Annotated in this window: 25 protein-coding genes; 17 read left to right on the top strand and 8 right to left on the bottom strand. The window is 59.0% G+C overall.

Translation table 11 applies throughout. The features are described 5' to 3' along the window. Position 1: 1 nt before the first annotated feature. From J0F90_RS16930 to yfcG, 3 genes are all read right to left on the bottom strand, one after another. Entirely contained in the window at positions 2-916 is a 915-nt protein-coding gene (locus tag J0F90_RS16930; RefSeq protein ID WP_033639772.1) for a TIGR01777 family oxidoreductase, read from the bottom strand. A gap of 16 nt (positions 917-932) precedes the next feature. After that, a complete protein-coding gene (folX, locus tag J0F90_RS16925) occupies positions 933-1,304 on the bottom strand; it encodes a dihydroneopterin triphosphate 2'-epimerase (protein WP_004936094.1) in 372 nt (123 codons plus the stop codon). A 111-nt stretch (positions 1,305-1,415) separates the two neighbouring features. After that, positions 1,416-2,045 carry a GSH-dependent disulfide bond oxidoreductase gene (gene yfcG / locus J0F90_RS16920; RefSeq protein WP_004936091.1) on the bottom strand — a complete coding sequence of 210 codons (630 nt, stop codon included), beginning with the start codon at positions 2,043-2,045 and terminating at the stop codon, positions 1,416-1,418. Positions 2,046-2,278: 233 nt separating this feature from the next. Here yfcG and yfcE point away from each other — a divergent pair, with 233 nt between their 5' ends. Further along, positions 2,279-2,830: a phosphodiesterase gene (gene yfcE, locus J0F90_RS16915; protein WP_016926887.1), complete on the top strand. Its 552-nt coding sequence runs from the start codon at positions 2,279-2,281 to the stop codon at positions 2,828-2,830. Positions 2,831-2,929: 99 nt separating this feature from the next. Beyond that, positions 2,930-3,475: an NUDIX hydrolase YfcD gene (gene yfcD / locus J0F90_RS16910; protein ID WP_004936086.1), complete on the top strand. Its 546-nt coding sequence runs from the start codon at positions 2,930-2,932 to the stop codon at positions 3,473-3,475. 54 nt (positions 3,476-3,529) lie between these two features. Here the strand turns inward: yfcD and J0F90_RS16905 are convergent, their stop codons facing one another. Continuing rightward, positions 3,530-4,549: a LacI family DNA-binding transcriptional regulator gene (locus tag J0F90_RS16905; RefSeq protein ID WP_033639773.1), complete on the bottom strand. Its 1,020-nt coding sequence runs from the start codon at positions 4,547-4,549 to the stop codon at positions 3,530-3,532. Between the two features lie 310 nt (positions 4,550-4,859). Between J0F90_RS16905 and J0F90_RS16900 the strand changes: the two genes are divergently transcribed. The 5 genes from J0F90_RS16900 (at position 4,860) to J0F90_RS16880 (ending at position 8,897) form a co-directional block, all read left to right on the top strand. Then, positions 4,860-5,303, top strand: coding sequence for a PTS sugar transporter subunit IIA (locus tag J0F90_RS16900; protein ID WP_033639775.1), 444 nt, complete (start codon positions 4,860-4,862; stop codon positions 5,301-5,303). 92 nt (positions 5,304-5,395) lie between these two features. After that, on the top strand, positions 5,396-5,677 hold the full coding sequence (locus J0F90_RS16895) for a PTS sugar transporter subunit IIB (protein ID WP_015378585.1): 282 nt from the start codon (positions 5,396-5,398) through the stop codon (positions 5,675-5,677). Between the two features lie 23 nt (positions 5,678-5,700). Then, entirely contained in the window at positions 5,701-7,080 is a 1,380-nt protein-coding gene (locus tag J0F90_RS16890) for a PTS ascorbate transporter subunit IIC (RefSeq protein ID WP_016926891.1), read from the top strand. 13 nt (positions 7,081-7,093) lie between these two features. Continuing rightward, positions 7,094-7,945 (top strand): transketolase, encoded by an 852-nt coding sequence (locus J0F90_RS16885; RefSeq protein ID WP_033639778.1) that lies wholly within the window; start codon positions 7,094-7,096, stop codon positions 7,943-7,945. Then, positions 7,938-8,897 carry a transketolase family protein gene (locus tag J0F90_RS16880; RefSeq protein WP_033639779.1) on the top strand — a complete coding sequence of 320 codons (960 nt, stop codon included), beginning with the start codon at positions 7,938-7,940 and terminating at the stop codon, positions 8,895-8,897. Before J0F90_RS16885 ends, J0F90_RS16880 begins: the two co-directional genes overlap by 8 nt. A 63-nt stretch (positions 8,898-8,960) precedes the next feature. On the opposite strand, the gene pta is transcribed toward J0F90_RS16880, so the two are convergent. Then, complete coding sequence (gene pta, locus J0F90_RS16875; protein ID WP_028127748.1) at positions 8,961-11,117, bottom strand: phosphate acetyltransferase; 2,157 nt, start codon at positions 11,115-11,117, stop codon at positions 8,961-8,963. 74 nt (positions 11,118-11,191) lie between these two features. Further along, the gene (gene ackA / locus J0F90_RS16870; protein WP_004936063.1) at positions 11,192-12,394 is read right to left on the bottom strand and encodes an acetate kinase; all 1,203 of its coding nucleotides are present in this window, start codon (positions 12,392-12,394) and stop codon (positions 11,192-11,194) included. A gap of 358 nt (positions 12,395-12,752) precedes the next feature. Between ackA and yfbV the strand changes: the two genes are divergently transcribed. From yfbV to J0F90_RS16850, 4 genes are all read left to right on the top strand, one after another. Then, positions 12,753-13,208, top strand: a complete 456-nt coding sequence (gene yfbV, locus J0F90_RS16865; RefSeq protein ID WP_004936061.1) for a terminus macrodomain insulation protein YfbV — start codon at positions 12,753-12,755, stop codon at positions 13,206-13,208. A gap of 142 nt (positions 13,209-13,350) precedes the next feature. Beyond that, on the top strand, positions 13,351-13,845 hold the full coding sequence (locus J0F90_RS16860; RefSeq protein ID WP_016926898.1) for a YfbU family protein: 495 nt from the start codon (positions 13,351-13,353) through the stop codon (positions 13,843-13,845). 17 nt (positions 13,846-13,862) lie between these two features. Beyond that, complete coding sequence (locus tag J0F90_RS16855; RefSeq protein ID WP_033639780.1) at positions 13,863-14,519, top strand: sugar phosphatase; 657 nt, start codon at positions 13,863-13,865, stop codon at positions 14,517-14,519. A gap of 97 nt (positions 14,520-14,616) precedes the next feature. Further along, on the top strand, positions 14,617-16,449 hold the full coding sequence (locus J0F90_RS16850) for an SLC13 family permease (RefSeq protein WP_033639781.1): 1,833 nt from the start codon (positions 14,617-14,619) through the stop codon (positions 16,447-16,449). Between the two features lie 27 nt (positions 16,450-16,476). On the opposite strand, the gene yfbR is transcribed toward J0F90_RS16850, so the two are convergent. Both yfbR and J0F90_RS16840 read right to left on the bottom strand, forming a co-directional pair. Further along, on the bottom strand, positions 16,477-17,076 hold the full coding sequence (gene yfbR, locus J0F90_RS16845; RefSeq protein ID WP_015378582.1) for a 5'-deoxynucleotidase: 600 nt from the start codon (positions 17,074-17,076) through the stop codon (positions 16,477-16,479). A gap of 107 nt (positions 17,077-17,183) precedes the next feature. After that, entirely contained in the window at positions 17,184-18,398 is a 1,215-nt protein-coding gene (locus tag J0F90_RS16840) for a pyridoxal phosphate-dependent aminotransferase (protein WP_004936047.1), read from the bottom strand. A gap of 855 nt (positions 18,399-19,253) precedes the next feature. On the opposite strand from J0F90_RS16840, the gene lrhA reads away from it, so the two are divergent. The 6 genes from lrhA to nuoF all read left to right on the top strand — a co-directional run bounded on the left by lrhA (position 19,254) and on the right by nuoF (position 25,824). After that, the gene (gene lrhA / locus J0F90_RS16835) at positions 19,254-20,198 is read left to right on the top strand and encodes a transcriptional regulator LrhA (RefSeq protein WP_028127747.1); all 945 of its coding nucleotides are present in this window, start codon (positions 19,254-19,256) and stop codon (positions 20,196-20,198) included. 708 nt (positions 20,199-20,906) lie between these two features. Next, positions 20,907-21,344: an NADH-quinone oxidoreductase subunit NuoA gene (nuoA, locus tag J0F90_RS16830; RefSeq protein ID WP_004936040.1), complete on the top strand. Its 438-nt coding sequence runs from the start codon at positions 20,907-20,909 to the stop codon at positions 21,342-21,344. Between the two features lie 15 nt (positions 21,345-21,359). Further along, entirely contained in the window at positions 21,360-22,034 is a 675-nt protein-coding gene (locus J0F90_RS16825) for a NuoB/complex I 20 kDa subunit family protein (protein WP_004936039.1), read from the top strand. 96 nt (positions 22,035-22,130) lie between these two features. Next, positions 22,131-23,927: an NADH-quinone oxidoreductase subunit C/D gene (gene nuoC, locus J0F90_RS16820; protein WP_004936036.1), complete on the top strand. Its 1,797-nt coding sequence runs from the start codon at positions 22,131-22,133 to the stop codon at positions 23,925-23,927. Positions 23,928-23,929: 2 nt separating this feature from the next. Beyond that, a complete protein-coding gene (gene nuoE / locus J0F90_RS16815) occupies positions 23,930-24,481 on the top strand; it encodes an NADH-quinone oxidoreductase subunit NuoE (protein ID WP_004936034.1) in 552 nt (183 codons plus the stop codon). Then, complete coding sequence (gene nuoF / locus J0F90_RS16810) at positions 24,478-25,824, top strand: NADH-quinone oxidoreductase subunit NuoF (RefSeq protein ID WP_015378579.1); 1,347 nt, start codon at positions 24,478-24,480, stop codon at positions 25,822-25,824. The genes nuoE and nuoF overlap by 4 nt, the downstream gene beginning before the upstream one ends. Positions 25,825-25,842: the final 18 nt, after the last annotated feature.

The following is a 25,842-nucleotide window of genomic DNA, read 5'->3' as shown; positions in this document are numbered from 1 at the left end:
ATCAGCGGGCTTCGGCCCGCTGATTGATCACGTCATCCAACGCCTGTTCCAACTCCAGATAGCGGAAGTGGAAGCCGGCTTCTTCCAGCCGTTTCGGCACCGCCCGCTGGCCGCCGAGCACCAGCACCGCCGCTTCCCCCATCAACAAGCGCATGACGAACGCCGGCACCCGCAGAAACGCCGGGCGATCGAGCACGTTGGCCAGTTGGGCGGCGAACTGTTCGTTATGCACCGGGTAGGGGGCGACCATGTTGAACGGGCCAGTCAGCGTGGCGTGATCCAGCAGATAAATAATGCCGTTGACCATGTCGTCGAGATGGATCCACGGCAGATATTGGCGGCCGTCGCCGATCGGGCCGCCCAGCCCGAAGCGGAACGGCGGCAGCATTTTGGCCAGCGCGCCGCCTTGTGGCGCCAGCACCACGCCGGTGCGCAGCAGGCAGACGCGGGTGGCGTCGCTCTGCGCCTGCAGCGCCAGCGTTTCCCAGCGTTGGCACAGCTGGTGGGTGAATTCGTCGTGCGGCGGCTCCTCTTCGGTGACCACCGCCTGCCCCTGATCGCCGTAGTAGCCGACGGCGGAACCGGAAATCAGCACGCCGGGCGGCGTGCTGCCGGCCTTGATCAGCTGCGCCAACCGTTCGGTCAGATCCCAGCGGCTGCGGCACAGGCGCTCTTTCTGCTGCGCGCTCCAGCGCTTGACGGCGATAGGTTCGCCGGCGAGGTTGATCACTGCGTCGAAGTCATCCAGCGACTGCCGGTCGTCCAGCGTTTGCCAATAGCTCGGCCGATCGCCCAGCCTGGCTCGGGCGCGCCGCTCGTCGCGGGTCAGTACCGTAATGTGGTGAGAAAGCGCCAGCAGTCTTGCCGTCAGGCTGCTGCCTATCAATCCCGTTGCGCCGGTGATCAGGATCCGCATGGTCGACCTCCCTGAGTTAGCCCCGGCGGTAGCTCATGGTCATGGAGACCGAATCGGCGTAGCGCAGAGCCAGAAGTTTATCTATCTCCACTTCAGCATAGGTTACCCAGGCGTGTTCTTTTACGATGTCGAGCACATCCTGCGTTAATTTTTCCAGCAACGCGAAACGGTTATCTTCCACATGGCGGATGATCGCTTTGGTGATGGTGCGGTAGTTGAGCGCGTCGGCGATGTCTTCGCTGTTGCGCGCCTTATCCGCCGGGTAGTGGATCACCACGTTGATCAGAACGTCCTGTCGGTTGTTGATTTCCTCTTCCTTGATACCGATGAACGTGCGCAGCCGCAGATTTTTAATGCGAATAACGGCGTCGGGTTGACTGAAAGACATCAGAGATTCTCCATAGGTCTGATTATTAGCGTTCAGAATACACGGAAAGTAAGGAAATGATAACGTGAGGACGATGTGACTCCCCGGTCGACGGGGAGTCGGGGGAGGCGCTTAGGCTTGTTCGGCCAGTTTGTAGGCGCGCTCGGTCGCCGGGCGGTTGCTGATGCGCTCGAACCAGTTGCGCACCGCCGGGTAATCTGCCAGATCGATGCGCTGGCGCGGATGCGACACCACCCACGGGTAGGTGGCGATATCGGCGATGCTGTAGTTGTCGCCGCCCAGGTACGGGTGTTTTTGCAGTTCAGCGTCCAGCACGCCGTACAGCCGCTTGGTCTCCAGATGGTAACGCTCGATGGCGTAAGGCACCGGCTGCGGCGCGTAGTGATTAAAGTGATGATTCTGCCCGAGCATCGGCCCGAACCCGGCCACCTGCCAGAACAGCCACTGCAGGGTGGCGGCGCGTTCGCGCAGGCCCTTGCTCAGCAGCTTGCCGGTCTTCTCCGCCAGATACAGCAGGATTTCCCCGGACTCGAACAGGCTGATTGGCGCGCCGCCGTCCACCGGTTGCTGATCGACGATCGCCGGGATTTTGTTGTTGGGAGAAATGCTCAGAAAGTCCGGTTTGAACTGCTCGCCGGCGCTGATGTTTACGCGATGGATACGGTAGGGCAAGCCGACCTCTTCCAGAAACAAGGTGATCTTGTGACCATTGGGAGTAGGCGCGTAATACAGGTCAATCATGTTGCCTCCTGCGGTAAGGTGATCTGTAATTCATTACACGTTGCTGCGGTCTTCGCCGCGCACAAAGGTATATCAGAGATCCAACAATAGCAGCTAAGGATAGCAGGCTATGTGGGATTCGTCCGATGCTATCTGCGCAGTTGGATCACAATTCTCCACCGGGGCGGGCGGCGGTTTGCCGCACGGCGCCGGCGCGGTAAAATGGCGCTTATTTCCCTCTATAGGACAAGGTTATGAAGCTGATGTTCGCCTCGGATATCCACGGATCGCTGCCGGCTACCGAACGCGTGCTGGAATTGTTCGCACAACACGGCGCCGACTGGCTGATTCTTCTGGGTGATTTGCTGAATCACGGCCCGCGCAACGCGCTGCCCGCCGGGTATCAGCCCGCTCAGGTTGCCGAACGATTGAATCGCTATAGCGACAAGATCATCGCCGTTCGCGGCAATTGCGACAGCGAGGTCGATCAGATGCTGCTGACGTTTCCCATCGAGGCGCCCTGGCAACAGGTTTTACTGCAAAAAAGACGATTGTTTTTGACCCACGGTCACCTTTATCATCCCTCGGCACTGCCGCCGTTATCCCGCGGTGACGTCCTGGCCTACGGCCATACGCATCTGCCGCAGGCGGAGCGGCAGGGTGAGATCTATTGCTTCAATCCAGGCTCGGTCAGCATCCCGAAAGGGGGCTTTCCGGCCAGTTACGGCATGTTGGATCGGGGCACTTTGCGCGTGCTGGCGCTCGACGACGGCAAGGTCGTCGCGGAGGTGGCGTTAACACGCTAAACGCACTAATTTATACACACACAATAAAAATCTTTGAAAAACACTCATTGATTAACCAGCGCGCGGGATGCATCGCGCCAAAATAGAAGGTTTTAGAGGATGGCGGAACAGGGTCAGGCTGCAGATACCGAATGGGTTGATATCGTCGACGAGCAAAACGAGGTGATTGCGCAATCCAGTCGTCAACAGATGCGGGCGGAGCGGCTGCGTCATCGTGCTACCTATATTGTGGTGCATGATGGGATGGGAAAAATTCTGGTGCAGCGTCGCACCGAGATCAAGGACTTCTACCCGGGCTGGCTGGACGCGACGGCGGGTGGCGTAGTGCAAAGCGGTGAAAACGTACTGGATTCGGCGCGCCGCGAGGCGGAAGAAGAGCTGGGCATCGCCGGCGTGCCTTTCGCCGAACACGGTCTGTTCTACTTCGAAGAAGAGCAGTGCCGGGTGTGGGGGGCGCTGTTCAGCTGCGTATCGCACGGCCCGTTCGCGCTGCAGGAAGAAGAAGTGGCTGAAGTGTGCTGGCTGACGCCGGAAGAGATCACCGCGCGCTGCGACGAGTTTACCCCGGATTCGCTGAAGGCGCTGTCGCTGTGGCTGACGCGCAACAACGAACAGGATTACGGTAAGCCGCTCGACAACCACTGAGACGCCAACGCGTGAGAAAGCCGGTCATCGACCGGCTTTTTTTATGCTGTGGATTCAGCAGCTGTCGCGGCGGCACAGCGTGGCGGGCAGGGAGCCCGCCGGTTGCCAGGGTTGCTCGTTCAGCCGCGCCAGCAGCGCCTGGCCGGCCTGAATGCCGATGTCGCGATGCGGAATGGTCATGGTGGTCAGTGGCGGCTGGCACACTCGGCTGAACTCGCTGTTGCCGAACCCCACCACCGCCAGATTGTCCGGCACCTTGATGCGCCGCCGCTGGCATTCATACAGCGCGCCGCAGGCCAGTTCGTCCGAGGCGCACACCAGCGCGTCCAGCTCCGGCCAGGCCAGCAAAAATTCCGGCAGCTGTTGCGCGCCGGTGCTGAAGCTGGCGGGCTGCGCGGCGTTGATCACCCGATGCGGCGACATATGGTTGCGCAGAAGCGCCTTGTGCCAACCCTGCAGGTGTTGCTGGAAAATCCACTGTTCCTGATTGGCGCACAGCAGCCCGATATTCTGATAGCCGCCGGCGATCACCGTTTGCGTCAGCTGATACATGGCCGCCACGTAATCGATGCCGATGCTCATGTCGATCGGATCGGCGCGCACGGCGCCGATCTCCACCACCGGAATGTTGGCGGCGATCAACGCGTTGCGGGCATTTTGCGAATGCTCGACGCTGAGCAGCACCGCCGCCGCCAGGTTGTAAGAGAGCAGGGTCTCCAGCAGTCTCTCCTCGCGTTCCAGGTGGTGCTGCGACTCCGCCAGCATGATGTGATAGCCGGCGGGCTGCAGCACTTTCTGCAGACCGGCGAACATCTCGGCGCAGCCGGATTCGGACAGGCTGGGCACCACCATGGCGATGGTGTAGGAGGAGGCCGACGCCAGCGAACTGGCGGCCAGGTTGGGCAGATACCCCAACTCGCTCACCGCGGCTTCAATCTTCTCGCGCAGTTTGTCTGAAACCTGCTCCGGCGTGCGCAGCGCGCGCGACACCGTCATGGTGCCGACGCCCGCCAGCTGCGCTACGTCAGCCAACGTCACCCTGCCCGTGCTGCGTCGTTTTTTACCGATCGACATGCCAAATCCCGACTGAAATGCGCGCGCGGCGCATAAAAATGGTGAGGGTGGGAAGCCGACGGCGCGGCTTCGACGATCCCCGTATGTGGCACATTCTACCCCGTTACCCGAAAGAGCGAGAAAAAATTGTGGTTAACGCCATGCCGCGGCGCGGCGTTTTGATAGCGCTATCACAGATCTGCATGATAGCGCTTTGGTAGCGCTATCTTTGTGATATCCATCACTGTGTGGCCGGGAGGGGTTGATTAAAGTTTTACCGTCGTCGGTGAATTAATCACCGGCCGCAATCATCGATTCTCGGGAGGATAACGTGCTGAAAGAGTGGCTGACCGCCGATCATATACAGCTGTGCGAACGGGTGGAGGACTGGCGCCAGGCGGTAACGCTGAGCGCGCAGCCGCTGCTGCAAGACGGCGTGATTACGCCGAATTATCTGACGGCCATCTTTCATCAGCAGGAGACGCTCGGCCCTTACTTCGTCCTGGCGCCGGGCATCGCCATGCCACACGCCCGGCCCGAGGAGGGCGCCAACGCGCTGGGGTTATCGCTGTTGAAGATCCATCAGGGGGTGAACTTTCATTCCGCGGATAACGATCCGGTTCAGGTGGTGGTGACGCTTTCCGCGCCCGACGGCAACAGCCACATCGAATTGATTTCGCAACTGGCTGAATTATTTTCAGACAATCAGGCAATGGAGGCGTTATTTCACGCCAAAGATAAACGACAAATCGAGGATATTATCGCCCGCTATTAACGTTTAATCACCAGGAGCACGATTAATGCTAACAACGCCGGGAATATGACCGGCGGCGCTACCCTACACGCTAAATTCAACAGGTGGATATCATGAAAATCATGGCGATTTGCGGTTCCGGTCTCGGCAGCAGTTTTATGGTGGAAATGAATATTAAAAAGGTGCTGAAAAAAATGGGCGTGGAGGCCGAGGTCGAACACTCTGACCTGTCGTCGGCCACCCCCGGCGCAGCCGACGTGTTCGTGATGGCGAAAGACATCGCCGACAGCGCCAGCGTGCCGGCCGAGCAGCTGGTGGTGATCAGCAACATCATCGACATCAATGAGCTGGAAGCCAAGCTGCGCGCTTACTTCGAAGCCCACTCAATCCTCTGAATAAAACGATTGGCGAGGTGGATATGTTTATCCAGGAAACGCTTAAGTTTGTGGTGGATATATTAAAGGTGCCTTCGGTGCTGGTCGGGCTTATTGCGCTGATCGGTTTGCTGGCGCAAAAGAAATCCTTTTCCGACGTGGTGAAAGGCACGGTAAAAACCATTCTCGGCTTTATCGTTTTGGGCGGCGGCGCCACGGTATTGGTCGGGTCGCTCAATCCGTTGGGCGGCATGTTCGAACACGCATTTAATATTCAGGGCATCATTCCGAACAACGAAGCGATCGTCTCTATCGCGCTGGAGAAATACGGCGCTTCCACCGCCTTGATCATGGCGTTCGGCATGGTGGCGAACATCGTGGTGGCGCGCTTCACCCGGCTGAAATACATCTTCCTCACCGGCCACCACACCTTCTACATGGCCTGCATGATCGGCATCATCCTGACGGTGGCGGGCTTCGAGGGCGTGCAACTGGTGTTTACCGGCGCGTTGACCCTGGGGCTGGTGATGGCGTTCTTCCCGGCGATCGCCCAGCGCTATATGCGCCGCATCACCGGCAACGACGATATCGCTTTCGGCCACTTCGGCACCCTGGGCTATGTGCTGTCCGGCTGGATCGGCTCGAAGGTGGGTAAGAACTCGCGCTCGACAGAGGAGATGAACCTGCCGAAAAACCTCAGCTTCCTGCGCGACAGTTCCATTTCGATCTCGATGACCATGATCGTCATCTACCTGATCCTGGCGATCTGCGCCGGGCGGGCCTATGTGGAAAGCGAGCTCAGTGGCGGCCAGAACTACCTGGTGTATTCGATTATCCAGGCCATCACCTTCGCCGCCGGGGTGTTCATCATTCTGCAGGGCGTGCGCTTGATTCTGGCGGAGATCGTGCCGGCGTTCACCGGCTTCTCGGAAAAACTGGTGCCTAACGCGCGGCCGGCGCTGGATTGCCCGGTGGTTTATCCCTATGCCCCCAACGCGGTGCTGATCGGCTTCCTGTTCAGCTTCCTTGGCGGGTTGGCCGGGCTGTTCCTGCTGGGGCAACTGAAGATGGTGCTGATCCTGCCTGGCGTGGTGCCGCATTTCTTCACCGGCGCTACCGCCGGGGTGTTCGGCAACGCGACCGGCGGGCGGCGCGGCGCGATGCTGGGCGCCTTCGCCAACGGACTGCTGATCACCTTCCTGCCGGTGCTGCTGTTGCCGGTGCTGGGGGCGCTTGGTTTTGCCAACACCACCTTCTCTGACGCTGACTTCGGCGTGATCGGCATCCTGCTGGGCAATATGGCGCGCTTTATGTCGAAGGAGATGATCATGCTGGCGATCGTCGCCGTGTTCGCGCTGCTGGTGGCGCATAACTTCTTGAGAAAACGCAAAGGCGCGCCGGCTGCTGACCGCGTCGAGAAATAACGAGGGCAGATTGATGAACGACACAACGAGCGAAACGGAAATTGAAGAGCTGCGCACTCTGGCGCGCGCGATCCGTCTGGAAACGCTGAAAGCGCTGACCGGGCTGGGCTTCGGCCACTACGGCGGCTGCATGTCGGTGGTGGAGACGCTGGCGGTGCTGTACGGCGGCGTGATGCGCATCGATCCGGCGGACCCGGACTGGCCGGAGCGCGATGACTTCGTGCTGTCGAAAGGGCACGCCGGCCCGGCGCTGTACAGCACGCTGGCGATCAAGGGCTACTTCCCGCTGGCGGAACTGAAGACCCTCAATCAGAACGGCACGCGCCTGCCGAGCCACCCGGACCGGCTGCGCACGCGCGGCGTGGACGCCACCACCGGCTCACTGGGGCAGGGCGTGTCGATCGCCGCCGGCATGGCGTTATCCCATCGGCTGGCGGGGCGGCGCAACCGGGTGTTCAGCATCCTCGGCGACGGAGAGCTGAATGAAGGGCAGTGCTGGGAGGCGTTCCAGTTTATCGCCCACCACAACCTGAACAACCTGACGCTGTTTATCGATTACAACAAGCAACAGCTGGACGGCGCGCTGGACGAGGTGATCCAACCGTTCGATCTGGCCGCCAAGTTCCGCGCCTTCGGCTTTGAGGTGCAAACCATCAAGGGCGACGACATCGCGGCGCTGCTGGCGGCGGTAGCGCCGGCGCGCGGCGGCGAACAGCGGCCGCTGGCGATCGTGCTCGACAGCATCAAGGGACAGGGCGTGACCTATCTGGAAAACCTGTCGAACTCACACCACCTGCGCCTGACGCCGGACGTGCAGCTGGAGATCGAAAAAGCCATCGCCGAACTGGAGGCCGCCCATGTTTAACGTAGTGACGCAGTTGGAAAACGACGCCGTCGAAATGCGCAAAGTCTACGCCGGCGCGGTGCGGCGGCAGATTGAGGCGGGCGCGCCGATCATCGCGCTGGAGGCGGATTTGATGAGCTCGATGGCGATGGACGGCGTGCACAAGGATCACCCGCAGCACGTGATCAACTGCGGCATCATGGAGGCCAACGTGATCGGCGTCGCCGCCGGGCTGTCGCTTACCGGCCGGGTGCCGTTCGTGCATACCTTCACCGCCTTCGCCAGCCGCCGCTGTTTCGATCAGCTGTTCATGTCGCTGGATTACCAGCGCAACAACGTCAAGGTGATCGCTTCCGACGCCGGGGTAAGCGCCTGCCACAACGGCGGCACCCACATGTCGTTCGAGGACATGGGCATTGTGCGCGGGCTGGCGCATTCGGTGGTGCTGGAAGTGACCGACGCCACCATGTTCGCCGACGTTCTGCGCCAACTGATGGATCTGCACGGCTTCTACTGGGTGCGCACCATTCGCAAGCAGGCGACGCGCATCTACCAGGAAGGCTCGCGCTTTACCATCGGCAAGGGCAACCTGCTGCGCGATGGCGACGACGTCACGCTGATCGCCAACGGCATCATGGTGGCGGAGGCGCTGAAGGCGGCGGAGATGCTGGCGCGGCAGGGCGTCAGCGCGGCGGTGATCGATATGTTCACCCTCAAGCCTATCGACCGTGAACTGATCAAAACCTACGCGGCCAAGACCGGACGCATCGTCACCTGTGAGAACCACAGCATTCATAACGGGTTGGGATCGGCGGTGGCGGAGGTGCTGGCGGAGGAGTGCCCGACGCCGATGCGGCGCGTGGGAGTGAAGGAGCGTTACGGCCAGGTGGGCACCCAGGCGTTTTTACAGCAGGAGTATGGCCTGACCGCCGAACATATTCTGGAGGCCGCCGGGCAATTACTGGCGCGTTAGGGAACGCAAAAGAAAAGCGCCGGTCAATGACCGGCGCTTTTTTATCGCTCAACCTGAAGAATATCAGGCCTTGGCGGCAGCGTCAGCCTGGGAAGACTGGATCGCCGTCAGCGCAACGGTGTAGACGATATCGTCAACCAGTGCGCCGCGCGACAGGTCGTTCACCGGCTTGCGCATGCCTTGCAGCATCGGCCCGATGGAGACCAGGTCAGCGGAACGCTGTACCGCTTTGTAGGTGGTGTTGCCGGTGTTCAGATCCGGGAAGATGAACACGGTCGCCTGGCCGGCCACCGGTGAGTTCGGCGCCTTGGACTTGGCAACGTCGGCCATGATGGCGGCGTCGTACTGCAGAGGGCCGTCGATGATCAGGTCCGGGCGTTTTTCCTGCGCCAGACGGGTCGCTTCGCGCACTTTCTCGACGTCGCTGCCCGCACCGGAGTTGCCGGTGGAGTAGGAGATCATCGCCACGCGCGGCTCGATGCCGAAGGCCGCGGCGGAATCCGCAGACTGGATGGCGATTTCAGACAACTGCTCGGCGGTCGGATCCGGGTTGATCGCGCAGTCGCCGTAGACCAGTACCTGGTCAGGCAACAGCATGAAGAACACGGAGGACACCAGCGAGCTGCCCGGCGCGGTTTTGATCAGCTGCAACGGCGGACGGATGGTGTTGGCGGTGGTGTGAACCGCGCCGGAGACCAGACCGTCGACTTCGCCTTGTTCCAGCATCAGGGTGCCGAGCACCACGTTGTCTTCCAGCTGCTCGCGCGCGACCACTTCGGTCATGCCCTTGCTCTTGCGCAGCTCAACCAGACGCGGCACATAGTTTTCACGCACGGCGACCGGATCGACGATTTCGATGCCTTTGCCCAGCTCAACGCCTTGCGCCGCCGCGACGCGCTGGATCTCGTCCGGGTTGCCGAGCAGCACGCATTCCGCGATGCCGCGTTCGGCACAGATGGCCGCCGCTTTCACAGTGCGCGGCTCGTCGCCTTCCGGCAGCACGATGCGCTTGCCGGCTTTACGCGCCAGCTCGGTCAGCTCGTAACGGAACGCCGGTGGAGACAGGCGGCGTGAACGCTCGGAGGTGGCGGTCAGCGAATCGATCCACTCGGTGCTGATGTGGCTGGCCACGTAGTTCTGCACTTTCTCGATGCGCTGGTGGTCGTCCGCAGGCACTTCGAGGTTGAAGCTCTGCAGGCTCAGCGAGGTCTGCCAGGTGTTGGTGTCGACCATGAACACCGGCAGGCCGGTCTGGAAGGCGCGTTCGCACAGCTTCTTGATCGGCTCGTCGATGGCGTAGCCGCCGGTCAGCAGGATGGCGCCGATTTCCACGCCGTTCATCGCCGCCAGGCAGGCGGAGACCAGCACGTCAGGACGGTCTGCGGAGGTCACCAGCAGGGAGCCTGGGCGGAAGTGTTCCAGCATGTGCGGGATGCTGCGCGCACAGAAGGTCACGGACTTCACGCGGCGGGTCATGATGTCGCCTTCGTTGACCACGCGGGCCTTCAGGTGGCGAGCCATGTCGATGGCGCGGGTGGCGATCAGATCGAAGCTCCACGGCACGCAGCCCAGAACCGGCAGCGGGCTGTTGGCGAACAGCTGCGCAGGATCGACGTGGGCGATGCTGGCTTTGGTGGAATCGTCGAAGATTTCGGACAAGTCAGGACGGGTGCGGCCCTGATCGTCGACCGGCGCGTTCAGCTTGTTGATGATAACGCCGGTGATGTTTTTGTTCTTGCTGCCGCCGAAGCTGGTGCGCGCCAGTTCGATGCGCTCTTTCAGCTGCGCCGGGGAGTCGTTGCCCAGCGCCAGCACGAAGACGATCTCGGCGTTCAGGGTTTTGGCGATCTCGTAGTTCAGCGCGTTGGCGAACTGGTGTTTGCGGGTCGGCACCAGGCCTTCGATCAGCACCACTTCCGCGTCTTTGGTGTTCTCGTGGTAGCGCGCCACGATCTCTTCCATCAGCACGTCTTGCTGGTTGGAGCTCAGCAGGCCTTCAACGTAATCCATGCGCAGCGGTTCGGCCGCCGGGATAGTGGAGTTGCTGCGGATGATGGTGGTGGTCTGGTCGAGGGCGTTGTCGCCGGTGCGCGGTTGAGCGATAGGCTTGAACACGCTCAGACGAACGCCTTTTTGCTCCATGGAGCGGATGACACCCAGGCTGACGCTGGTCAGGCCGACGCTGGTGCCGGTGGGGATCAACATAATAGTACGTGACACAGAATAGTCCTCTTCACGATTAACATGAGGCTAAAACAACACCGTCAGCCTGGGCTGACGGTGTTTTGAGAGCATTACGCGGTCAGGCGGGATGCGTCCTGCGCGATGACCAACTCTTCGTTGGTCGGGATCACCAGCGCCAGGCGGCTGCCGTCTTTGGTGATGGCGCCGGATTTGCCGAAGCGAGCGGCCATGTTGCGGTCGTGGTCGATTTCGAAGCCCAGCAGGCCCAGTTTGTTCAGGGTCAGCTCACGCACCATGCCGGCGTTCTCGCCGATGCCGCCGGTGAAGATCACCGCGTCCAGACGGCCTTCCATCAGCGCGCTGTAGGCGCCGACGTATTTGGCCAGACGGTGGCAGAACACGTCCATGGCGCGTTTGGCGTCGGCTTTGCTGTCGTAGTTGTCTTCAACGTAACGGCAGTCGCTGGTGACTTCGGTCAGGCCCAGCAGGCCGGATTCTTTGGTCAGCATCTTGTTGATCTGGTCAACGCTCATGCCCAGAGAATCGTGCAGGTGGAAGATGATAGCCGGATCGATGTCACCGCTGCGGGTGCCCATGACCAGGCCTTCCAGAGGGGTCAGACCCATGGAGGTGTCAACGCACTGGCCGTTGCGCACTGCGGTGACGGAACCGCCGTTGCCCAGGTGGCAAGTGATCACGTTCACTTCTTCCACCGGCTTGTTCAGCATCTTCGCGGCTTCCTGAGTCACGTAGAAGTGGCTGGTGCCGTGTGCGCCGTAGCGGCGAACGCCGTGGTCGCGGTACAGGCTGTACGGCAGGGCGTACAGGTAAGATTCTTCCGGCATGGTTTGGTGGAACGCGGTGTCGAACACGGCAACGTTCTTGTCAGCCAGGTGAGGGAAGGATTTCAGCGCTTCCGCGATGCCGATCAGGTGAGCTGGGTTGTGCAGTGGTGCAAACGGCACGGAATCTTTGATACCCTGCAGAACTTCGTCGTTGATCACGGCGGAGGCGGTGAACTTCTCGCCGCCGTGCACGATGCGGTGGCCGATAGCGGTCAGCTGCGCGGAAAGCTCTGGTTTTTGTGCCAGAATAGTATTAACAATGAAGTTCAGCGCTTCGCTGTGTGCAGCGCCGGCCCCCAGGGCAGCTTCGTGTTTGGCGCCGTCCATTTTCCACTTGATGCGAGCTTCAGGCAGGTGGAAACACTCGGCCAAACCGGAGAGGAATTCGTCGCCGTTAACGGCATCGATGATGGCGAATTTCAGAGAAGAACTGCCGCAGTTAAGAACCAGTACTAGCTTACTCGACATGGAAGTACCTACTTAAATAGTCGTGTTGTTAAAAGAAAATCGAACACACGTGGTGAATTAATCGTCAATCAGACAACAAGCGTAGCGCATAGTGCCGATGACATTTATGATTAACATCATGTGAAGTGCACAAATCACAGGATGATGGAAAAACCGATGATTTCTCTGCGGTTTAAATAATCTTGATTTTTATAGGGCTAAAAGTTGACAAAATTTACGTCATCTTCTACCGGCCACAAGGCCGGCTTAGGATACCGATAGCCCGGTGCAAACACAAAATAAATTTAAAGCTTCAAATTTTTTAGTATGGTCTCTGGCAGCACGCTTTTAGTTTCTTTACGTGACGTTGAGGTACGCAATGACGAGCAAACCGTCCGGTTCCGTAAGCTGGTTTCAGGTCTTCCAGCGCGGGCAGCATTATATGAAAACCTGGCCGTCAGACAAACGTCTGGCACCGGTCTTTCCGGAGAACCGCGTTGCGCGTGCCACCCGTTTCGCTATCCGTTTCATGCCGCCGTTGGCGATTTTCACGCTGACCTGGCAGATCGCGCTCGGCGGCCAACTGGGCCCGGCGATCGCCACCGCGCTGTTCGCCTGCAGCCTGCCGATGCAGGGCTTGTGGTGGCTGGGGCGCCGTTCGGTCACGCCGCTACCGCCGACGCTGCTGCAATGGTTCCATGAGGTGCGCAACAAGCTGACGGAAGCCGGACAGGCGGTGGCGCCGCTCGAAGGCACGCCGACCTATCAGACGTTGGCTGATTTGCTCAAGCGCGCCTTCAAGCAGCTGGACAAAACCTTCCTCGACGATCTGTAAATGAAAAAAGGCCGCGTTGTGCGGCCTTTTTCGTCTAAGCGCCAATAACCCCGGTTTAAATCAAAGAACGGTCGAGTTGTGATTTCCTGCGTTCTTGCGCTGTGCGATGCTCCCGCCATCACACAGAAATGAGGAAATCCTGATGGAAATGACCAACGCCCAGCGGCTGATCCTGTCGAATCAGTACAAGATGATGACCTTGCTCGATCCGGACAACGGCGATCGTTATCGCCGGTTGCAAACCATCGTCGAACGCGGCTTCGGTTTGCAAATGCGCGAGCTGGATCGCGACTTCGGCGAACTGAGCGAAGAGGTGTGCCGCACCATCATCAACGTGATGGAAATGCATCATGCGCTGCAGGTTTCCTGGGGCAACCTGAAAGAGAAGCAGGATCTGGACGAGCGCCGCCTGGCGTTCCTCGGCTTCGACGCCGCGACCGAGGCGCGCTACCTGAGTTACGTGCGTTTTCTGGTCAGCACCGAGGGGCGCTATACTCACTTTGATTCCGGCAGCCACGGTTTTAACGCCCAGACCAAAATGTGGGAAAAATACCAGCGTATGCTGGCGATCTGGTTGGCCTGTCCGCGCCAGTATCACTTGAGCGCCGTTGAGATAGCGCAAATCATCAATGCTTGATTAAGAAGAGGTTTTCTGTGGAGTGTAAGGGTTTTCTGTTCGATCTTGATGGCACCCTGGTGGATTCGCTGCCGGCGGTAGAGCGCGCCTGGACGCACTGGGCCGAGCGCCGCGGCGTCGACCCGCAAGCGGTGCTGGACTTCATTCACGGTAAACAGGCCATTACTTCTCTGCGCCACTTTATGCCGGGCGAAAGCGAAGCGGAAATTCAGCGCGAATTCCAATTGCTGGAGCAGGTGGAAGCGCAGGATACCGATGGCGTTCGCGCGCTGCCGGGCGCGATTGCGTTGCTGGAGCGCCTGAACGCGCTCGGCATCCCTTGGGCGATCGTCACCTCCGGTTCGGTGCCGGTGGCCGGCGCTCGCCGCCAGGCCGGCGGTTTGCCGCAGCCGGCGGTGTTCATCACCGCCGAGCAGGTTAAACATGGCAAGCCGCAGCCCGACGCCTATCTGCTGGGCGCCGAGCGCCTGGGGCTGGCGCCGCACGAGTGCGTAGTGGTCGAAGACGCGCCGGCCGGCATTCTCTCCGGCCTGGCGGCGGGTTGCCAGGTGATTGCGGTCAACGCCCCGGCCGATGCGCCGAAGCTCGAGCAGGTCGACCTGCGGCTGGATTCGCTGGCGCAGATCGCCGTCGATAAAACGGCGCAGGGCGCGATCGTTCGCCGGCGGGTTTAAGCGGCATTATCTTCACCCTAATTGATTAGACCCCGCTTCGGCGGGGTTTTTTTATGCTATTTTTTAGACCCTTGGACATTTGCCGGATGAGGCCGTTTTGAACAGCGAATTACTGTGGGTGCTGAGTTTACTGCTGATTGCCATCGTGCTGTTTACCACCAACAAGCTGCGGATGGACGTGGTGGCGCTGTTGGTGATCATCGCTTTCGTGCTGAGCGGCACGCTCAGCTTGCAGGAGGCGACGGTCGGTTTCAGCGATCCCAATGTGATTTTGATCGCCGCGCTGTTCGTGATCGGCGAAGGGCTGGTGCGCACCGGCGTGGCTTATCAGGTGGGCGACTGGCTGGTGAAAGTGGCCGGCAGCAGCGAAACCAAAATGTTGATGCTGCTGATGGTGACGGTCGCCGGATTGGGGGCATTTATGAGCTCGACCGGCGTGGTGGCGATCTTTATCCCGGTGGTGCTCAGCGTGACGGCGAGAATGAAGATCGCGCCGGGGCGGCTGATGATGCCGCTCAGCTTCGCCGGGCTGATCAGCGGCATGATGACGCTGGTGGCCACGCCGCCCAACATGGTGGTCAACAGCGAACTGGTGCGTGAAGGCATCCATGGTTTCGGTTTCTTCAGCGTGACACCCATTGGCCTGGCGGTGCTGGCGCTGGGCGTCGGTTACATGCTGATCGCCCGGCGTTGGCTGGGCAGCGGCGACACGGGCAAAGCCGGCGACGACTGGCAGCGCCGCACCTTCCGTGACCTGATTCGCGATTACAAGCTTACCGGCCGCGCGCGGCGGTTGGCTGTCCGCAGCGCTTCGCCGCTGATCGGGCGTTCGCTGGACGAGCTGCACCTGCGCGCGCGCTATGGCGCCAACGTGGTGGGCATCGAGCGCTGGAAACGCTTCCGGCGGGTGATGGTCAGCGCCTCCGGCAGCACCGAGCTGCGCGAGGGCGACGTCCTCTTGATCGACATGTCGGACAGCCAGGTCGATCTGCGCGAATTCTGCGGCGAGCAGCGGCTGGAGCCGATGGTGCTGCGCGGCGATTACTTCTCGGAACAGTCGCGCAACGTCGGCATGGCCGAAGTGTCGCTGATCCCGGACTCAGCGCTGCTGGGCAAAAGCCTGCGCGAAGCGGCGTTCCGCAGCCGCTACGATCTGAACGTGGTGGGCATCCGCCGCCACGGCGAGACGCTGGGCGGCAAGTTGGTGGACGAGCCGCTGGAACTGGGCGACATCTTGCTGGTGATCGGCGATTGGAAGGCGATTCGTCAGCTGCAGGCCAAAACCCACGACTTTATCGTGCTCAATCTGCCGGCCGAGGTGGACGAAGTGGCGCCGGCCATCACGCAGGCGCCGCATGCGCTGTTTTGCCTGGCGCTGATGGTGGCGATGATGCTGACCGACGAAATCCCCAACCCGATCGCGGCGCTGATCGCCTGTTTGCTGATGGGCAAGTTCCGCTGCATCGATATGGAGAGCGCCTATAAATCGATCCATTGGCCGAGCATTATTTTGATCGTCGGCATGATGCCGTTCGCGCAGGCGCTGCAAAAGACCGGCGGGGTGGATCTGATCGTCAGCGGGCTGATGGACGTCGCCGGCGGCGCGGGGCCGCGCGTGATGCTGTTGTGCCTGTTCGTCTTGTGCGCCACCATCGGCCTGTTTATTTCCAATACCGCGACGGCGGTGCTGATGGCGCCGATCGCCATCGCCGCCGCGCGCGAAATGGGGGTATCGCCATACCCGTTCGCGATGATTATCGCCGTCGCCGCGTCCGCCGCCTTTATGACGCCGGTTTCTTCACCGGTCAATACGCTGGTTCTCGGGCCGGGCAATTACAAGTTCGGCGATTTCGTGCGGCTCGGCGTGCCGTTCACCCTGTTGGTGATGGCGGTCAGCGTGATTGTGGTGCCGTGGCTCTACGGTTTTTAACGGCGCAACGAGGCTGCGCCGGCGGGGTTACAGCGAGCTGTCGAGGCTGATTTCGTCCAATGACAGACTGAAACTGGGAATGAACACTTCCATGAAGTAGTCCATTTCCGGGCTGCGGCGCTGTTCCAGGGTTTTATCCAGCCGCGCCTTGGCCAGGGTAAATTCGTTGTTGCCGGCAGACAGCTCCTCCAGGCATTTCAGGTAGGCGCATAATGCGTCCGCCTGCTTTACCACCTGCTTTTCATCTTCGCTGTAATAGTGCTCATCGAGAATGGTGCGGAAATCGTTGCGCAGTTCCGCGGGGATCATGTCCAGCAGCTTTTGCTGGGCGATCTTTTCGATCTTCTTGTATTCGTGGGCGATCTGCGGATTGTAGTACTTGATCGGCGTCGGCATGTCGCCGGTGATCACTTCGCTGGCGTCGTGATACATCGCCAGCAGCGCAACCCGGTCGGCGTTGAGATTGCCGTTGAACTTGCGGTTCTTGATCACCGCCAACGCGTGGGCGACAAAAGCCACCTGCAGACTGTGTTCGGAGACGTTCTCGGTGCGCACGTTGCGCATCAGTGGCCAGCGGTTGATCAGTTTCAGGCGGGACAGATGGGCGAAGAAATGGCTCTGGCTCATGGTGCTCTCTTTAACGGCAAGTGAGGCCCCCATTGTGAAGCAGTGACGGCGAATTTTGCAACCGGGCAATGAGAGAAGGGCGCAGCAAGGCGCTGCGCCCCAGGCGATTACTGATGGTAGCCTTCTAGGAAGCGGCCCAGCTTGCCGACCGCCATTTCCAGCTCGTCTACGCGCGGCAGGGTGACGATGCGCACATGATCCGGGTAGGGCCAGTTGAATGCGGTCCCCTGCACCAGCAGCACTTTTTCCTGCAGCAGCAGATCCAGCACCAGTTTCTGGTCGTCATGGATATTGAAGCGTTTGGCATCGATGCGCGGGAACATGTACAGCGCGCCCTGCGGCTTCACGCATGAGACGCCCGGAATGTCATTGAGCAGTTCCCAGGTGCGGTTGCGCTGTTCGTACAGACGGCCGCCGGGCTGAATGAATTCGCTGATGCTTTGATAACCGCCCAGCGCGGTCTGAATGGCGTGCTGCATCGGCACGTTGGCGCACAGGCGCATCGAAGCCAGCATCTCCAGCCCTTCGATATAGCCTTTGGCGTGCTTCTTCGGCCCGTTGAGCACCATCCAGCCCTGGCGGAAGCCCGCCACGCGGTAGGTTTTCGACAGGCCGTTGAAGGTCACGGTCAGCAGATCCGGCGCCAGCGCAGCGATCGAATGATGCTCCGCTTCGTCATACAGGATCTTGTCGTAGATCTCGTCGGCGAAGATGATCAGGTTGTGTTGGCGGGCGATCTCGACGATCTGTTCCAGCAGCGCTTTGCTGTACACCGCGCCGGTTGGGTTGTTCGGGTTGATGATCACGATGCCGCGGGTGCGCGGGGTGATCTTGCTGATGATGTCGTCCAGATCCGGGAACCAGCCGGCCTGCTCATCGCACAGGTAGTGCACGGCTTTGCCGCCGGACAGCGAGACCGCGGCGGTCCACAACGGGTAGTCCGGCGCCGGCACCAGCATTTCGTCGCCGCTGTTGAGCAGCGCCTGCATGGATTGAACGATCAGCTCCGAGACGCCGTTGCCAATGTAGATATCCTCAACGGTCACGTCACGCATGTTGCGCGCCTGATAGTGCTGCATGATCGCTTTACGCGCCGAGAAGAGGCCCTTGGAGTCGGAGTAGCCTTGCGCCGTGGGCAGATTGCGGATCACGTCGACCAGGATTTCGTCCGGGGCGTCGAAACCGAACGGGGCAGGGTTGCCGATGTTCAGTTTCAGGACTTTGTTGCCTTCTTCTTCAAGACGTTTAGCTTCTTTAAGCACCGGGCCGCGAATGTCATAGCAGACGTTGTCCAGTTTGCTGGATTTCTCAATGGGGGACATAAAAAGTTGAGCCTTTTGCTGGGATAGGGGCGCTCCTACCGTGGGACGCCGCAACCCGCCCAATGTACTCCTGGCGTAGTTGCTTTTGAAGGGTTTTGCACGCCTTTGGTGCAAATGCATGTCGTAACGGGGGATTTTAGTTATGATAAGCAAAGGTAAAGTTATTTTGTAGTTCATAATTTCATGAACTATAATTTTACTAGGGTTTTGTTCTGTAAAATTACGTATCGATAAACGAGACGTGTCGGCGATCGCGGCCGGCAGCAGTGAACTGATAAGCCGAAAGTGAGAATAGGCTTCAATAAACTGTAAAGGAACGATAATACCGGAGTTGTCTGATAGCGGGTTGCCGGTTAGCGCACCACACTAAAAAAATGGCATATTTACATTAGCTTTACTTTATATTTCAGCTTAAGCATTGTTTATGTGGTTATAGGATTATTATTTAAAGTAAAAATCTTACTGATTGAATTTATTAAATTCATTGAGTGATAACACGACGTTGGTGCCGTTAATTATTTATTTTTCTTACTCTGTAATGCAGCCTGAACGCCGGTTGATAAGGATTCTCAGTAGCACGAATGGAGTGGAAATTAGGCAGTATCAATGAGTAAAATCTCAGGTTCGGTGGAGGTTTTCCCTTTCCACCGGTATTCAGTCTCCCGCGTTCTATAAGCACCATCGATAGATCGCATTTTAAAAAGCGATAGAGGTAACGAATCATAAGTAATTTTTTTGCCCTCCACTTATGAGTGGGGTACTGTCATAACAGGCTCCGTCCTTTTCAACGGCGTCTGAGAAACACACCAGGGTAGTAGTTCGTAAATTAGAATTTAAAAAAGTGAAGAATACACTATGACAACTGCAAATCGTCCGATACTTAATCTCGACCTCGATCTGCTAAGAACCTTTGTTGCGGTTGCTGATTTGAATACCTTCGCGGCGGCGGCTGTTGCCGTTTGCCGTACGCAATCAGCCGTCAGCCAACAAATGCAGCGATTAGAGCAACTGGTCGGCAAAGAACTGTTTGCCCGCCATGGGCGCAACAAACTCCTGACTGAGCATGGTATTCAGCTTCTCGGTTATGCCAGGAAGATCCTGCGCTTTAACGACGAAGCCTGTACTTCGCTGATGTACAACAATATTAAAGGTGTTCTGACCATCGGCGCTTCCGACGACACCGCCGATACCATTCTGCCTTTCCTGTTGAACCGCGTGACCGCCATCTATCCGAAGCTGGCCATTGACGTGCGCGTAAAGCGCAGCACGACGATGGTCGATCTGCTGGAAGAGGGGGAGATCGATCTGGCGGTGACCACGGCCGATCCGGCCGGGCACCCGCACATCGTGCTGCGTACGTCGCCGACGCTGTGGTACTGCGCTGCCGATTATCACTATCAGGCCGGCGAACCTATCCCGCTGGTGGTGATGGATGAACCAAGCCCGTTCCGCGCGCTGGCGATCAAACAGTTGGACGAAGCCGGTATCCCGTGGCGTATCGCCTACGTCGCCTCCACGCTGTCCGCGGTGCGGGCGGCCTGTAAGGCCGGCCTGGGCGTGACCGCGCGGCCGATCGAGATGATGAGCCCCGATCTGCGGGTGCTGGGCGCGGTGGAAGGTTTGCCGCCGCTGCCGGATACCCAGTATGCGCTGTGCAAAAACGCGCAGTGCAGCAACGAACTGGCCATGGCCATCTTCAGCGCGATGCAGGGCGGCGATGACGGCTATGGCTTCAACGGCGCGGAAGCCGGTCTCCAGGGCGATCAGGATGATGCCAGCCTGGTGGACGAAGAAGAATAACGCCGCGGCGTGATATCTGATGAAAAACCTCTGCTTCGGCGGAGGTTTTTTTTGGCCGTTTTTTGATGATTTCTACTGTTATAGAGGTTTAAGTGTGATTTTGTTATGAGTTGTCTGTTTTATTAACTTTTAAGCGTTGCTGAAAAGAGAGTTTGACCGGATTTAAGATGCTGGGTTTGTTTTTTGCACAATAAGATTGAATGAGTTAAAGGCATGGTAATAGCAGGGTTATTTTGTTAGCTTATGGCGGTCGTTTTTGCGGCTTAATTTGAGGAAAATTGTTAAAGGGCCACACTTTTTTTGAGGATTTATGCTGAAAACGTGTCCTGGATCAAAAAAATACCCCTAGGTAGTGAGTGGAAGAACAGGGAATTCCTGAGACAATGGTATAGTAAAACTGAAATGTGCATGTTGGTTTATATCTATCTGTTTCTACACAAAAATTAACTGACACGATTTAGCCTGTCCCTGGCGCATCAAATGTTAATCAAATGATACGTATGTAAACTAGTGTGTAGATACTTTTGTCAAAGTTGACAAAAGGTTATAGAAAGGAGTAAAAAGCCCACAGAAAAACGCTGCCTAACTCGCTGTAAAAGCAGTTTGTTTGTGTGGTTATTTATCCTTCCCTTAAATCGATGTGGCGCACTAACTGCCGGTGACAAGAGCAGTGCGATCGACGCCACTTTTGATGAGTAAGCATAGAGTATGTCAACAACCACTGAAGTTATCGCTCATCACTGGGCGCTCGCCGTATTTCTCGTCGTGGCTATCGGGCTTTGCGGCTTAATGCTGCTGGGTGCGTTCTTCTTGGGCGGGAGAGCCCGGGCGCGCGCCAAACACACCCCGTTTGAATCAGGCATCGACTCGGTCGGCACGGCGCGCATGCGCTTGTCCGCCAAGTTCTACCTGGTGGCCATGTTCTTCGTTATTTTCGACGTTGAAGCCTTATACCTGTATGCCTGGTCGGTCTCGATTCGCGAGAGCGGCTGGGTGGGCTTTATCGAAGCCGCCATTTTCATTTTGGTGCTATTGGCCGGTCTGGTTTATCTGGTGCGCATCGGCGCGTTGGATTGGACTCCGGCGCGTTCCCAACGCCGCAGCAAACCGAGCACGATCACTAACACCAACAGTCATCCGCAGTAACAGCGAGGCATTAAGATGGACTATACGCTCACCCGCATAGACCCGAACGGTGAGAACGACCGTTATCCCCTGCAAAAACAGGAGATCGTCGCCGATCCCCTGGAACAACAGGTTCACCGCACGGTTTACATGGGTAAACTCGAACATGCGCTGCATGACATGGTGAACTGGGGGCGTAAAAACTCTATTTGGCCGTATAACTTCGGCCTTTCGTGCTGTTACGTGGAGATGGTGACGTCGTTTACCGCCGTTCACGACGTGGCGCGTTTCGGTGCGGAAGTGTTGCGCGCCTCCCCGCGTCAGGCTGACCTGATGGTGGTAGCCGGGACCTGCTTCACCAAAATGGCCCCGGTCATCCAGCGCCTGTACGAGCAGATGCTGGAGCCTAAGTGGGTGATCTCGATGGGCGCCTGCGCCAACTCCGGCGGCATGTACGACATCTATTCCGTGGTGCAGGGCGTGGACAAGTTCCTGCCGGTCGACGTGTACATTCCCGGCTGCCCACCGCGTCCGGAAGCCTACATGCAAGCGCTGATGCTGCTGCAGGAATCCATCGGCAAAGAACGTCGCCCGCTGTCGTGGGTTGTCGGCGATCAGGGCGTTTACCGCGCCAATATGCAGTCTGAAAGAGAGCGTAAACACGGCGAGCGCATCGCGGTGACCAACCTCCGGACGCCTGACGAGATTTAAGACGTTCATTTAACGTCCATCTTAGTGCGCTATTGGTTAACACAGCGAAAAGTGAAACTTGCGGCGAATAACCCTTTAGTGTGGTGAAAAAAAATTATGACAGATTTGACGACGCACGACGCCTTGCCTGCCTGGCAGACCCGAGATCACCTTGACGACCCGGTGATCGGCGAACTGCGCAACCGTTTTGGGCCGGAAGCCTTTACTGTTCAGGCCACTCGTACCGGCATGCCCGTGGTATGGGTTAAACCTGACCAGTTACTGGAAGTAATGACGTTCCTGAGAAAACAGCCGAAGCCGTATGTCATGCTGTTCGATCTGCATGGCGTGGATGAACGCCTTCGCACCCACCGCGACGGCCTGCCCGCTGCGGATTTCTCCGTTTTCTACCATCTGATCTCCATCGAGCGCAACCGCGACATCATGCTGAAGGTGGCGCTGTCTGAAAAAGACCTGCACGTGCCGACGGCGACCAAGGTGTTCCCGAACGCCAACTGGTACGAGCGCGAAACCTGGGAAATGTTCGGCATCACCTTCGACGGCCATCCGCACCTGTCGCGCATCATGATGCCGCAGACCTGGGAAGGGCACCCGCTGCGCAAGGACTACCCGGCGCGCGCCACTGAATTCGATCCTTTCGTGCTGACCAAGCAGAAAGAAGATCTGGAAATGGAAGCGCTGACCTTCAAGCCGGAAGACTGGGGCATGAAGCGCGGCACCGAGAACGAAGACTTCATGTTCCTCAACCTCGGCCCGAACCACCCGTCCGCGCACGGTGCGTTCCGCATCATTCTGCAGCTGGACGGCGAAGAGATCGTCGACTGCGTGCCGGATATCGGCTATCACCACCGCGGCGCCGAGAAGATGGGCGAGCGTCAATCCTGGCACAGCTACATCCCGTACACCGACCGCATCGAGTACCTCGGCGGCTGCGTGAACGAAATGCCTTATGTGTTGGCGGTCGAGAAGCTGGCCGGCATCAAGGTGCCCGAGCGCGTCGACACCATCCGCGTGATGCTGTCCGAGCTGTTCCGCATCAACAGCCACCTGCTGTACATCTCCACCTTCATTCAGGACGTCGGCGCGATGACCCCGGTGTTCTTCGCCTTTACCGATCGTCAGAAAATCTACGATCTGGTGGAAGCGATCACCGGTTTCCGTATGCACCCGGCCTGGTTCCGCATCGGCGGCGTCGCGCACGATCTGCCGCGCGGCTGGGATCGCCTGCTGCGTGAATTCCTCGACTGGATGCCGAAGCGTCTGGACTCCTACGTGAAAGCGGCGCTGAAGAACAGCATCCTGAAAGGCCGCTCCATCGGCGTCGCGTCTTACAACGCCAAAGAAGCGCTGGAGTGGGGCGTGACCGGCGCCGGCCTGCGCGCGACCGGCGTGGAGTTCGACGTGCGTAAATGGCGTCCGTACTCCGGCTACGAGAACTTCGACTTCGAAGTGCCGGTCGGCGACGGCACCAGCGACTGCTACACCCGCGTGATGCTGAAGGTGGAAGAGCTGCGCCAGAGCCTGCGCATCCTCGAACAGTGCCTGAACAACATGCCGGAAGGCCCGTTCAAGGCCGATCACCCGCTGACTACGCCGCCGCCGAAAGAGCGCACGCTGCAGCACATTGAAACGCTGATCACCCACTTCCTGCAGGTTTCCTGGGGCCCGGTGATGCCAGCCAACGAATCATTCCAGATGATTGAAGCCACCAAAGGGATCAACAGCTACTACCTGACCAGCGACGGCAGCACCATGAGCTATCGCACCCGGGTACGTACGCCGAGCTTTGCGCACCTGCAGCAGATCCCATCGGTCATCCGAGGCAGCCTGGTTTCCGACCTGATCGTCTATCTGGGTAGTATCGATTTTGTAATGTCAGATGTGGACCGCTAACTATGCATGATCAAAAAGACAATCACGCAGTCAACGATGCGCTCGAGCCCATCAACGCAGCCGCTCCTCAGAGCGGCGTTGATGCATTTGTACTGAGCGCGGAAGAACGTGATGCGATCGAGCACGAAAAGCACCATTACGAGGATCCGCGCGCCGCGTCCATCGAAGCACTGAAAATTGTGCAGAAGCAGCGCGGTTGGGTTCCGGACGGTGCGATTTACGCCATCGCGGAAGTGCTGGGCATCCCCGCCAGCGACGTAGAAGGCGTGGCCACGTTCTACAGCCAGATTTTCCGTCAGCCAGTAGGACGTCACGTGATCCGTTATTGTGACAGCGTTGTTTGTCACATCACCGGTTACCAGGGCATTCAGGCCGCTATCGAGAAGAAGCTGAACATCAAGCCGGGTCAAACTACCTTTGATGGCCGCTTCACGCTGTTGCCGACCTGCTGTCTGGGCAACTGCGATAAAGGGCCGACCATGATGATTGACGAGGACACTCACAGTCAGCTGAAGCCTGAAGATATCGAGACGCTACTGGAGCAGTATCAATGACCAAGCACATTGTACGCACTCCCGAAACGCATCCGCTGACCTGGCGTCTGCGCGATGACAAGCAGCCGCTGTGGCTGGACGAATACCGCAGCAAAAACGGCTATGCCGGCGCAGAGAAGGCCCTCAAAGGCCTGGCCCCGGACGAAATCGTCGGCCTGGTGAAAGATTCCGGGCTGAAGGGCCGCGGCGGCGCGGGCTTCTCCACCGGTTTGAAGTGGAGCCTGATGCCGAAGGACGAATCCATGAACATCCGTTACCTGCTGTGTAACGCCGATGAGATGGAGCCGGGCACTTACAAAGACCGCCTGCTGATGGAGCAGCTGCCGCATCTGCTGGTGGAAGGCATGCTGATCTCCGCGTTCGCGCTGAAAGCCTACCGCGGGTACATCTTCCTGCGCGGCGAGTACATCGAAGCGGCGGCGCACCTGCGTCGCGCTATCGCGGAAGCCACCGAAGCCGGCTATCTGGGCAAGAACATTCTCGGCACCGGATTTGATTTCGAGCTGATCGTGCACACCGGCGCCGGCCGTTACATTTGCGGCGAAGAAACCGCGCTGATCAACTCGCTGGAAGGCCGCCGCGCCAACCCGCGCTCCAAGCCGCCATTCCCGGCCAGCGCCGGCGTCTGGGGCAAGCCGACCTGCGTCAACAACGTCGAAACGCTGTGCAACGTGCCGGCCATTTTGGCGAACGGCGTGGAGTGGTACACCGGCATCTCCGGCAGTGAAGACAAAGGCACCAAGCTGATGGGCTTCTCCGGCCGGGTGAAAAATCCGGGCGTCTGGGAACTGCCGTTCGGCACCACCGCGCGCGAGATCCTGGAAGACTACGCCGGCGGCATGCGCGACGGTCTGCGTTTCAAAGCCTGGCAGCCGGGCGGCGCGGGCACCGACTTCCTGACCGCCGATCACCTCGATCTGCCGATGGAATACGGCGCGATCGGCAAAGCCGGCAGCCGTCTCGGCACCGCGTTGGCGATGGCGGTTGACCACGAGATCGGCATGGTGCCGCTGGTGCGCAACCTGGAAGAGTTCTTCGCCCGCGAGTCCTGCGGCTGGTGTACGCCTTGCCGCGATGGCCTGCCGTGGAGCGTGAAGATCCTGCGCGCGTTGGAAAACGGCGAAGGGCAGCCGGGGGATATCGAAACCCTCGAACAGCTGTGCCGTTCCCTCGGCCCGGGCAAAACCTTCTGCGCCCACGCGCCAGGTGCCGTAGAGCCACTGCAAAGCGCGATTAAATATTTCCGTGAAGAGTTCGAGGCGGGTATCGCCGTGCAGCACTTCGGCAACGCGCATGCGATTGGCGGCATTCAGCCGAACAATCTGCTGAAGCAACGCTGGTAAGCCGACTCGCCCGAACAC

It is taken from the genome of Serratia marcescens subsp. marcescens ATCC 13880, from assembly GCF_017299535.1.
GTDB lineage: Bacteria > Pseudomonadota > Gammaproteobacteria > Enterobacterales > Enterobacteriaceae > Serratia > Serratia marcescens.
This window is presented reverse-complemented; position numbering and strand designations above follow the sequence as displayed.

Excerpts from the sequence above, each read along its gene's own strand:
- yfcE (WP_016926887.1), top strand. The coding sequence starts at position 2,279 with ATGAAGCTGATGTTCGCCTCGGATATCCACGGATCGCTGCCGGCTACC.
- ackA (WP_004936063.1), bottom strand. The coding sequence starts at position 12,394 with ATGTCGAGTAAGCTAGTACTGGTTCTTAACTGCGGCAGTTCTTCTCTG.
- nuoC (WP_004936036.1), top strand. The coding sequence starts at position 22,131 with ATGACAGATTTGACGACGCACGACGCCTTGCCTGCCTGGCAGACCCGA.
- J0F90_RS16930 (WP_033639772.1), bottom strand. The coding sequence starts at position 916 with ATGCGGATCCTGATCACCGGCGCAACGGGATTGATAGGCAGCAGCCTG.
- J0F90_RS16860 (WP_016926898.1), top strand. The coding sequence starts at position 13,351 with ATGGAAATGACCAACGCCCAGCGGCTGATCCTGTCGAATCAGTACAAG.
- yfbV (WP_004936061.1), top strand. The coding sequence starts at position 12,753 with ATGACGAGCAAACCGTCCGGTTCCGTAAGCTGGTTTCAGGTCTTCCAG.
- yfcD (WP_004936086.1), top strand. The coding sequence starts at position 2,930 with ATGGCGGAACAGGGTCAGGCTGCAGATACCGAATGGGTTGATATCGTC.
- folX (WP_004936094.1), bottom strand. The coding sequence starts at position 1,304 with ATGTCTTTCAGTCAACCCGACGCCGTTATTCGCATTAAAAATCTGCGG.
- yfbR (WP_015378582.1), bottom strand. The coding sequence starts at position 17,076 with ATGAGCCAGAGCCATTTCTTCGCCCATCTGTCCCGCCTGAAACTGATC.
- J0F90_RS16840 (WP_004936047.1), bottom strand. The coding sequence starts at position 18,398 with ATGTCCCCCATTGAGAAATCCAGCAAACTGGACAACGTCTGCTATGAC.
- J0F90_RS16890 (WP_016926891.1), top strand. The coding sequence starts at position 5,701 with ATGTTTATCCAGGAAACGCTTAAGTTTGTGGTGGATATATTAAAGGTG.
- J0F90_RS16885 (WP_033639778.1), top strand. The coding sequence starts at position 7,094 with ATGAACGACACAACGAGCGAAACGGAAATTGAAGAGCTGCGCACTCTG.
- yfcG (WP_004936091.1), bottom strand. The coding sequence starts at position 2,045 with ATGATTGACCTGTATTACGCGCCTACTCCCAATGGTCACAAGATCACC.
- J0F90_RS16825 (WP_004936039.1), top strand. The coding sequence starts at position 21,360 with ATGGACTATACGCTCACCCGCATAGACCCGAACGGTGAGAACGACCGT.
- nuoF (WP_015378579.1), top strand. The coding sequence starts at position 24,478 with ATGACCAAGCACATTGTACGCACTCCCGAAACGCATCCGCTGACCTGG.
- J0F90_RS16905 (WP_033639773.1), bottom strand. The coding sequence starts at position 4,549 with ATGTCGATCGGTAAAAAACGACGCAGCACGGGCAGGGTGACGTTGGCT.
- J0F90_RS16880 (WP_033639779.1), top strand. The coding sequence starts at position 7,938 with ATGTTTAACGTAGTGACGCAGTTGGAAAACGACGCCGTCGAAATGCGC.
- J0F90_RS16895 (WP_015378585.1), top strand. The coding sequence starts at position 5,396 with ATGAAAATCATGGCGATTTGCGGTTCCGGTCTCGGCAGCAGTTTTATG.
- nuoA (WP_004936040.1), top strand. The coding sequence starts at position 20,907 with ATGTCAACAACCACTGAAGTTATCGCTCATCACTGGGCGCTCGCCGTA.
- lrhA (WP_028127747.1), top strand. The coding sequence starts at position 19,254 with ATGACAACTGCAAATCGTCCGATACTTAATCTCGACCTCGATCTGCTA.
- nuoE (WP_004936034.1), top strand. The coding sequence starts at position 23,930 with ATGCATGATCAAAAAGACAATCACGCAGTCAACGATGCGCTCGAGCCC.